Annotated in this window: 10 protein-coding genes; 1 reads left to right on the forward strand and 9 read right to left on the reverse strand. The window is 39.7% G+C overall.

Translation table 11 applies throughout. The annotated features are described in order from the left end of the window. The coding region (locus P8O70_08830) for an IS1 family transposase (protein ID MDG2196980.1) at nt 1-133 on the forward strand (133 nt) is incomplete at its 5' end. A 14-nt stretch (nt 134-147) separates the two neighbouring features. Here P8O70_08830 and P8O70_08835 read toward each other — a convergent pair. The 9 genes from P8O70_08835 to P8O70_08875 form a co-directional block, all read right to left on the reverse strand. Beyond that, complete coding sequence (locus P8O70_08835; GenBank protein MDG2196981.1) at nt 148-543, reverse strand: hypothetical protein; 396 nt, start codon at nt 541-543, stop codon at nt 148-150. A 131-nt stretch (nt 544-674) separates the two neighbouring features. Continuing rightward, complete coding sequence (locus tag P8O70_08840; GenBank protein ID MDG2196982.1) at nt 675-1,640, reverse strand: FtsQ-type POTRA domain-containing protein; 966 nt, start codon at nt 1,638-1,640, stop codon at nt 675-677. A 27-nt stretch (nt 1,641-1,667) separates the two neighbouring features. Next, nucleotides 1,668-2,585: a UDP-N-acetylmuramate dehydrogenase gene (gene murB / locus P8O70_08845; GenBank protein ID MDG2196983.1), complete on the reverse strand. Its 918-nt coding sequence runs from the start codon at nt 2,583-2,585 to the stop codon at nt 1,668-1,670. After that, nucleotides 2,575-2,922 (reverse strand): ribosome silencing factor, encoded by a 348-nt coding sequence (gene rsfS / locus P8O70_08850; protein ID MDG2196984.1) that lies wholly within the window; start codon nt 2,920-2,922, stop codon nt 2,575-2,577. Before rsfS ends, murB begins: the two co-directional genes overlap by 11 nt. 13 nt (nt 2,923-2,935) lie before the next feature. After that, entirely contained in the window at nt 2,936-3,886 is a 951-nt protein-coding gene (locus P8O70_08855; protein ID MDG2196985.1) for a TIGR01212 family radical SAM protein, read from the reverse strand. Nucleotide 3,887: 1 nt separating this feature from the next. After that, a complete protein-coding gene (locus P8O70_08860; GenBank protein ID MDG2196986.1) occupies nt 3,888-5,306 on the reverse strand; it encodes a PfkB family carbohydrate kinase in 1,419 nt (472 codons plus the stop codon). Nucleotides 5,307-5,311: 5 nt separating this feature from the next. Further along, nucleotides 5,312-6,346, reverse strand: a complete 1,035-nt coding sequence (locus P8O70_08865; GenBank protein MDG2196987.1) for a thioredoxin domain-containing protein — start codon at nt 6,344-6,346, stop codon at nt 5,312-5,314. Nucleotides 6,347-6,360: 14 nt separating this feature from the next. Beyond that, entirely contained in the window at nt 6,361-6,993 is a 633-nt protein-coding gene (locus P8O70_08870) for an LON peptidase substrate-binding domain-containing protein (protein MDG2196988.1), read from the reverse strand. A gap of 37 nt (nt 6,994-7,030) precedes the next feature. Further along, nucleotides 7,031-7,945, reverse strand: a complete 915-nt coding sequence (locus tag P8O70_08875) for a bifunctional riboflavin kinase/FAD synthetase (GenBank protein MDG2196989.1) — start codon at nt 7,943-7,945, stop codon at nt 7,031-7,033. Nucleotides 7,946-8,645: the final 700 nt, after the last annotated feature.

The following is an 8,645-nucleotide window of genomic DNA, read 5'->3' on the forward strand; positions in this document are numbered from 1 at the left end:
GATCGAATCACTCAATAGTCGACTCAGGCATTACCTGGCCCGATTGCACCGTAGAACGCTTTGCTACAGTAAATCCAAAAGGATGTTAGAAATTTCTTTGAAACTACTCATCCATAAACTTAACAATGCTTAGGCGCCAATGCCAAATTAAAAGCTCACTAGACCATAAATCAATACAACACTTGCCAACACTACTGGGGCAAAAAAAACCCAGTTACTAGCTTTTCTCAGTTTGATTTCCTCTGTCTGGTTCCAGTCTGTTCTGAGCACGCTCCGCTCTTTCAACTTTAGTCTGTGGGCTTCTTGAGTCCTTTGTTCATTTTCTCGCTTCCAGGTTTCTCTCAACGAGCGTATTGATTGTTCACTTTCCCGTATCTTCTCTTCTAGTTGTTTAAGTCTATACTCCACATAAACTTCTTGGGCTTTACTCGGATCGCCTTCTGCAATTTCAAGAGCCTTTTGCCTTAAGTCCTGAATGTAATGATCATTGCCAAGTTCTTCAGCTATGATGGAGTAGATTTGCTCTCGACTAACAGTTTCCAATTAACCTCCAATGGTATCTTCGTTTGCATCCTGCACCGAAAGAAATTCGGATAATCTCGAAATCTTAATTTGCGATATCCTACCAACCTGGGATCATATTTCCACCTTTAATTTATAATATTCTCAACTCTTCAGGGGGTGACAATCAATTTGTTGTGGTATCTCAGGTCAATTCGTTGGGGAAGTTTGTGTTTTTCCTGAATGGGACCATAAACTTTCTCAAAAATTTCAACCCTTTCTACAAAGAAATTACTACCAAAATAGATGATCGTTGGTTCATTAAACAACTTAACCTTGACGTTGAGTGGTTCTTCGACATCGATATATTGAATATTTCGTCTGAATGCTTCGTTTAATCGTAATGAATCCTGAAATCTCAAAGCCTGGCCCAACCTAAAGGAATCTGTGAAATCAGATAGATCCTGTCGATCAAAACCTCTAAGAACTGGAGGATTGATGATTCCATCACTCTTGACTTCCATCAGTAGATTTCTATTTTCATCGATCAGAAAAAGATTACCGTGATGTTCGATAGTTGCTTTAGTACCGAATTCTTCAATAAAGAAATGGAGTTGGTCAGGAAAGTAGCGCCTTACGTGAGATGTTTTCACAATTGTGTTCATGTTTGCTTTTGCAGCCAGTTCATAGGGATCAAGTGTCGACAAGTTATTTGATGAGGGCAACTCGACCGCACTTAAAATATCATCTTCACTCAACAGTTGGATCCCTTCAACACTAAGCTGCTGTAGTTGCTGTTGAAATAAGTTAGGAGCCAATTGAAAAGTACCCCAAGCTAGCCAAGAAACAGCTAATAACAAAGCCATCGATGGGATCATTCTCAACATTGTCAAGGACAACGCGCCCAGAATTTTAAGTGAATCTGAGAAGGAAACAGAATTTACAGAGGTAGTTTTCTTTTGCCGCTTCATCCTAGAGGGAATCTGCTCAGGCATAACCATGATTCGACGCCCGTCACTTTTTTTGATCGTAACAGGGGTAATCTTTCGGCTAGGTTTTTGAGGGTTTCGCCTTGTTGGGCGTTTTTTTAGATCTTGCATAGCCTTGGCTTCCATTCCCCGACAATCCACTAGAGTCATTCTAGTGGAACAATTCCAAAATTCTCTCTAAGCAAGAGTATGAACTTCGGTTCTCAATTCAATCTTATGATCAATCCAAATTCTATCTTTGACAAATCCAATTAGTTTCAAAGCATCATCTGATGTGGCCCCACCAAGATTGACCATGAAATTGCTGTGCTTTTGGCTGATTTGCATACCACCAAAGATCTTTCCCTTCAATCCAGAAGCTTCAATAAGTTCAGCTGCAATCTCATTTGGTGGATTTCTAAAAACTGAACCACAGTTTGGTTGTTTTTGAGGCTGTCTCTCAATTCTGAAGGCGTGAAATTTAGCCATTTTTTGACGAACTTCTTCAGGATTTTTTGGGACTAAGGAAAATCTTGCCATCAAAACCACTTTTTTTTCACTCGAATCAAAAGGTGATGATCTGTATGTAAAGTTCAGTTCGTCTCGATTTGATCTTCGCCAATTCCCTTTCTCATCAAGCCAATCAACAGTTTTCAGAAAGTCACTGGTCTCAGATCCATGTGCACCTGCGTTCATACAAACAGCCCCACCTATGGTGCCTGGAATTCCAATCAAAAATTCAAGACCTGACCAGCCTTTATGACTTAATTTTTGGGCAGCCGTAGCATCAGCCATTCCCGCTCCAAAAGTTGCAGATGAATCCTGATCTACCATTTCCAATCTTCTAAAATTTTTTCCCAACCTGATTAGAACACCTGGCCAAAATTCAGGCATCAGCAGATTCGACCCCTTACCAATCACTCGCCAGGGCACACCATTAAGAAGGCAGTTCAGTGTTGTCGAGCAGATATCTGCTTCACATTCTGCATTCAATAAAGCCAGTGCTATCCCACCTAATTTCCAGGTATTCAATCGACTCAACTCTGGATACTCTAGAAGTGTAGATTGCTTAAGGGCAGCTCTTAAATGTTCTAAGAAAAGCCGATCACTCTTCATCCCAAGTTTCTAAGGGAGGTCCTGGTTGAAGCTCATCAAGTTTATAGTAGGTTCTAATATCTGGATGAAAAATATGAGCAATCACGTCCCCATAATCCAGCAAGATCCAAGTCCCCTCCATTTCACCTTCAATTCCAAGAGGCCTGATTTTAGTGAGTTTAAGCTTTTCCTGAATCTTTTCTGCAATACCTCGACAATGAGGCTGAGAGCGTCCTTCACATATCATCACGTAATCAGCTAAGCTTGATTTTTCACGTAAATCATAGAGAGCTATTCGACTAGCTTTCCCATCTTTTGCTCCCACCACAACTAAATCTGCCTGAACTTTTGACTGCAAGTTCTCCTTTAAGTTATGAAACAGTGTCTAATATACGACCCTGCCAAGTTTCGCGTGTTGCTAATAAGTTTTCAATATATTGAGCAGGCCGCATTTTTTCTTTTGTCCATTGAGGAGCAATTAATTCATCCCAGCGAGGTGCAACAGCTGTAAGTCGATGAATTGATATCCTTTGATCAAGGTTTTCCAAGAACAGAACAACTCGCTCTGCATAGTCTCGTAAATCAATTGGATAAAATTTTCCTGAACTATACTCTTCAGCCAAGGGGGTATTCTTGAGAACATGCAAATTATGCAACTTTACCCCATCGACAGATAGTTCGTTCAGTAAATTTGCAGCTTCAATCAGTTGTTGATTTGATTCACCCGGAATTCCAAAGATAAGGTGCGCACAGATATTTAAATTTGGAATTTTTCTTAGTTGCTTGATTGCCCGGATAGCCGCTTCCCTATCATGTCCTCTTTGCAAAAAAATCAACTGCTGGTCATCAAATGTTTGAATACCTAATTCAATTGACAAGTAAGTTTGCGCAGCAAGTTCTTCAAAAAAGTTTAAGGCTCCTTTTGGCAAGCAATCAGGACGGGTACCAATAACGATACCTACGATGTCTTCTTGTTGACGAGCCTCTTCACAATGTTTCTTTAGCTCTGAAAGTCTTCCGAATGTATTTGTATAGCTTTGAAAGTAGAGCAGGAATTTATTTGCCTTATATCGCTTCCTAATTCGCTCTCTGTGGTATTTCAGCTGATCCAACATCGGCCAATCAGCTTGCACAAAGGCAGGTGCAGAACCCCACTCATCACAAAATATACAGGTTTTCATTCCAGCTAAGCCTTCTCTATTTGGGCAAGTCTTAGCAACAGAAACACTTACTTTTTGTACTCGAAATCCAAATTTTTCACGGTAGTATTGACTAATCGGCAGGTATCTTTTTTGGTGATCAAATTTTGGAAGAAAGTTCATTTTACAAACTATATTCTGGAAGAAATTCAACACAAGCGCCTATTTCTTCAATCACCTGGGACTCTTCAATTTGTTTATCTTGATAACGAGTTCCTTTCACAACAATTTGTGGTTTCAGACACCGAAAAACTTCACAACAGTTATCGTCTTCGAAAATCAGGACTCTATCCACACTTTGTAGGGATGCCAGCAATCTGGCGCGTTCCATTTCATCAAGTAAAGGTGGTCCTCCTTTTTTTCGCTGAATTGAAGCATCGCTATTGATAGCAACTACAGTAAAACCTTTGAACTTTCGAAGTTGCCCTAGGAATTTCAGATGAGTTGAGGAAAGCTTATCAAAGTAGCCATTTGTGATCACCAAAGGAGATTCATCTTTTAGTGCTAATTCTTTTTGAAGCCTTTTTAATGAGACAATTTTTGTAGATGTATGGCCATACACAAATCTCTTACGAATTTCTTCTCTTTCAAAAGAAACGACCCCAACATGCTGAATTGCCATTGCTGCCCCAAGTTGAGCCCAATGGGCAGCTATAGAAGGAGTAACTTTACTGGAAATGAGCATTGCTAAGATACTAATCACCATGTCACCGGCACCCACGACATCAAAAACCTCAAGGGCTTCTGTGCCAAAAAAGATGAATTCTTCACAGGACTGAAAAAGTAAAAGTCCATCTTTATCCAAGCTAAGTGTGATGATAGCACCGTTAAGCTTTTGTTGAAGAATTCCAGCAGCTTTTAATGCACTTTCTTGGTCCTTAATACTAATACCTGTAGCAGCACTGGCCTCTTTTCGATTTGGTTTAATCCAACTACATCCCTCATAAATCTCATAGTCTCCCAGATTTCTTGGGTCTACAAGCACTGGAATATCTATTAAATTTGCAGTATGGATTGTTGATTTGATGAGCGAAGGATGAAGTGTACCCTTGTTATAATCGGATATCACCAAGGCTTGTTGGCTAGGTAAAATAGAATCTAGCCATCTTAGTAAGTTAGAGTAGTTGAGATATTGATAACTTGCCGGAGGGTCATGATCGAGGCGCAGTAGGTGGTTATGCCCTGCAATCATCCGATGCTTCAAGACAGTGGGGTAATCACGTTCTTGCTGAACCCCACTATTGTCAAATCCTTCCTTCGATAAAATTTCAAGAATCTGATTCCCAATGGAATCTTTACCAATCAAACCTGAGACTGTCACATTGCAGCCCAGTGTCTTCAGGTTCATCACAACGTTCCCAGCACCCCCTAGGCGCTCCTCCTCACGGGCTAGCCTCAATACAGGAATTGGAGCCTCTGGTGAAATTCGATCTACTGTTCCCCAAGAGTAACGGTCGAGCATCAAATCGCCAAGAACCAGTATCTTTGGCGAGGTGACTTCATCCCAGGCTGAAAGGCACGACTGCTGGTCAGGATTGAGCATCAAGATTACCGATCAAGATACTTTTCTAAGGCTTTTTTAAAGTCTTGGAGGGGTCTTGCGCCTGACAGCAATTCACCACGAACTCGGCCATACTTTGGATCAAATGTACCAATTAGGAAACCAGGAGTTCCCGTCACTCCAGCCTCTTGACCAGCTTTCATATCCTCCAAAACTCGTGAACGATATTTTTCTTCTGCGATACATTTTTCATATTGATCAAAATTCTCCACTCCAATCTCGTCAGCATAGCCAATAAGGTCTTCTACAAACTGGTTTTTCTGATTCTTAAACAATAAAGCATGGAGTGTTTCAAATTTTCCTTGATCTCTAGCACACTCAACAGCAATTGCAGCCTCATCTGCTTCTTTATGAAATGGCAAAGGGAAATGACGGTATCCAAAAGCCACCCGGTCTCCATACTCTTTAATCAACTGTGTCAAAGTTGGCTGCACTCTAGCGCAGAAGGGACATTGGTAGTCTGAGTACTCAAGTAGAATTACCTTTGCTTCCTTGTTCCCTCGTACGTAACCCTGCCCAACGTTTGTCTCCAACAGAAACTCAGATGGTGCTTGCAAATAAGACTTTACCAGTCCCTTGGATAATGCTTCATTGTACTGACGATAAACACTTTCCTGCTGTAACTGGTTTGCCAAATAATCACGAATTTGTGGTCTGAGATCATCTATGCTTCCACGATTTTCTAAACTGTTCTGTTTGTAAAACAGAGTTACCATGTCATCACTGATGGTAAATTGAGGATTAGGATCAATTTCAGAATCAGATTTCGCTAATTCATTTAAAACGAGATTTGGAAGGAGTCTAGCCAACTGGTCATAGAGTGCTTGCGCGGCATCTTGTGCAGCTTTATCTCGAAGATCTTCAAATCGAATTATTTTTCCATTGATTTCAGCAATAATCGGGTTTGCTTGAAAATAATCCTGTTCGGGTGCTTTTTTCTCATTTGCTACTAAATTTGACTTTAGGATCATTAGAAAAAGAGAAAAAGCCGTAAGATATTTAGTGAAATTAATGATAAGCATTTGTTTATTTCAATTTAGTTTACACACTCACTGGTTGAAGGCTGATCTGAATTATCAGCTATCGCCATGTTTATAAGTGCGATGAGCGTATCCCATCTATGTGGAAGATTCTTAGCTTCCAATAGAGCTTGTTTTTCCATACTAGTAAAATCTAAATTCATGCAGAGAATATTTACCAAATAGTGAATTGGTATTGTTCTAAGTTTATCCCATTCAATTTGGATATTTTTCTTCTCTGCATAATTACGAAACCCCTCATAAAGCAATTCAGGATTGTCCAGATCCTGATTACCTTCCTCCAAATCATCTATAAAGTTTGAATAATTAGAAACCACTTGCCGATACTGAGTAGTGACGTCCAACTCTTTTTCAATTTGAAATCTTATTACACCGTTCAAACGAATCAAATAATTTTCATTCGGAAGTTGTTGACATTGTTCAATCTTACCTAAACAACCAATTTCGTAGGTGTTGTCCTGCTCCTGCTCAATCGGTTGTACCATTCCAATGACTTGATCATGCTCCATAGCAAATTCAATCATTTCCCGATACCGAGGCTCAAATATATGTAGTGGTAGGATCGTGTTTGGTAAAAGGATCGTACCGGACAGTGGGAAGATTGGTATGATTTCGGGGAATTCACTCATAGCATTGAATCTTTAAATTCGAATATCGTAACGAAAATCAATTAGGCTTTTCTAAAATTTGTTTGCTCCGCTCAAGATAATTTCTTGATTGCTGAATATCCTTAACGATTTGTGCTTTGAGTTCATCAGGACCTGAGAATTTAACAACTTGTCTCAAAAAAGCTAAAGGTTGAACTTCAATAATCTCTCCATACAAATCAATCTTTTCATCAAGCAAGTGGGTTTCCAACAAAGTTTGATCTTTGTGAAATGTAGGTCTTGTACCAAAATTGGTCACCCCCAAAAACCGTCTTCCCTGCCAACAGACTCTGCTTACGTAAACACCCTTGTTGAGAGCCAGATTCACATTCGGGCTAATATTCGCAGTGGGGAAGCCTAAAATCCTGCCTCTTTGATCTCCAATTTCCACTGATCCACGTATCCCATAAGATCTTCCAAGATACATTGGAAGTTGCTCAAATTGATTTTTCCTGATCATTTGCCTAACAAGCGTAGAACTGACAGTTTTTCCACCTAATTGTAATGGTGGCACCTCTTGAACTAGAAAACCAAGTTGTTTTCCTAAGGTTTCCAAAGTTTTAAAGTCACCGGCACGTTGACAACCGAATCTAAAATCATAACCCACTACAACTTGACTGAGATTGTAGGGCTCTACCAGAAAGCGTCTCACAAAACCCTCTGGAGAAAGCTCAGAAAGTTCTTTAGTGAACGGTAGCGTTTTTATCTCATCAAGACCAGCCTGATTTAATAGTTGTTCTTGATGAAAACGAGAATTGATTCTTTCAACTGGCCGATTACCAAGTACTTCTTGAGGATGAGGATCAAAAGTGACCAAGGCAGATTTGCCGGCGAATGAATGAGAAGCCTGTAGTGTAGTTTCAATAAGAGCTCGATGCCCTAAATGAAGGCCATCAAAATTTCCTATCGTGATTGCAAATTCAACTTTTGACATACTATTCGACAATACTTAATTTCACTGAAGATAAAATTTGAGTGAATATGTGAATCAAGGGCAGGCTCTTCTTTTTCTGGCAAAACAATTCCAAATATCAAGTCACCTAGGTAATCGTGAGTACCGAATTTTTAATATTTTCCCTGATCTTTCTAGGAATTCTGCATGAAAGTTTGATTTATTGGTTACAGTATAAATTCATCTTCTACACTAGGTTATTCGGGTCCAAAGCTTTTATAATTCACAGCATTCAACTAGGGTCCAGCTGGCTACTTATCGGAACTATAATTTCAATAATTCTTTTAAAACTTATTGGAGTCTATAAATATCATCACACAACAAGTTGTTCCATTATTGGATTTTTTTAGTGGTGCTCGGCCTAGCACTAATGTGGCGTGGTTTTAAAAGACTTGGCTGGGCAAGAATGATGAAGATCAGGCTATTTATCCAACCTGAAGCGACTTGGCTCCATACAGGCATTTTCAAATTTTGTAGAGATCCAATGTATAGAGGTTCTCAACTGTCAATGTTTGGCATGAGCCTTCTATTGGACTCCTGGATCATTCTATTGTATGTTGCAGAAATGATTTTGCTTCAGCAATTTTTAATTTTGCTGGAAAGAGAATCTGTTCCAACTACTTTGGTCGACTATTTGACTTTGAATTCAATCAATCCCAAAAGCTAGAGGTAGATGCACGAG

The organism is SAR324 cluster bacterium, assembly GCA_029245725.1.
In the GTDB taxonomy this organism is placed as follows: domain Bacteria; phylum SAR324; class SAR324; order SAR324; family NAC60-12; genus JCVI-SCAAA005.

Excerpts from the sequence above, each read along its gene's own strand:
- P8O70_08855 (MDG2196985.1), bottom strand. The coding sequence starts at position 3,886 with ATGAACTTTCTTCCAAAATTTGATCACCAAAAAAGATACCTGCCGATT.
- P8O70_08870 (MDG2196988.1), bottom strand. The coding sequence starts at position 6,993 with ATGAGTGAATTCCCCGAAATCATACCAATCTTCCCACTGTCCGGTACG.
- murB (MDG2196983.1), bottom strand. The coding sequence starts at position 2,585 with ATGAAGAGTGATCGGCTTTTCTTAGAACATTTAAGAGCTGCCCTTAAG.
- P8O70_08875 (MDG2196989.1), bottom strand. The coding sequence starts at position 7,945 with ATGTCAAAAGTTGAATTTGCAATCACGATAGGAAATTTTGATGGCCTT.
- P8O70_08840 (MDG2196982.1), bottom strand. The coding sequence starts at position 1,640 with ATGACTCTAGTGGATTGTCGGGGAATGGAAGCCAAGGCTATGCAAGAT.
- P8O70_08865 (MDG2196987.1), bottom strand. The coding sequence starts at position 6,346 with ATGCTTATCATTAATTTCACTAAATATCTTACGGCTTTTTCTCTTTTT.
- P8O70_08860 (MDG2196986.1), bottom strand. The coding sequence starts at position 5,306 with ATGCTCAATCCTGACCAGCAGTCGTGCCTTTCAGCCTGGGATGAAGTC.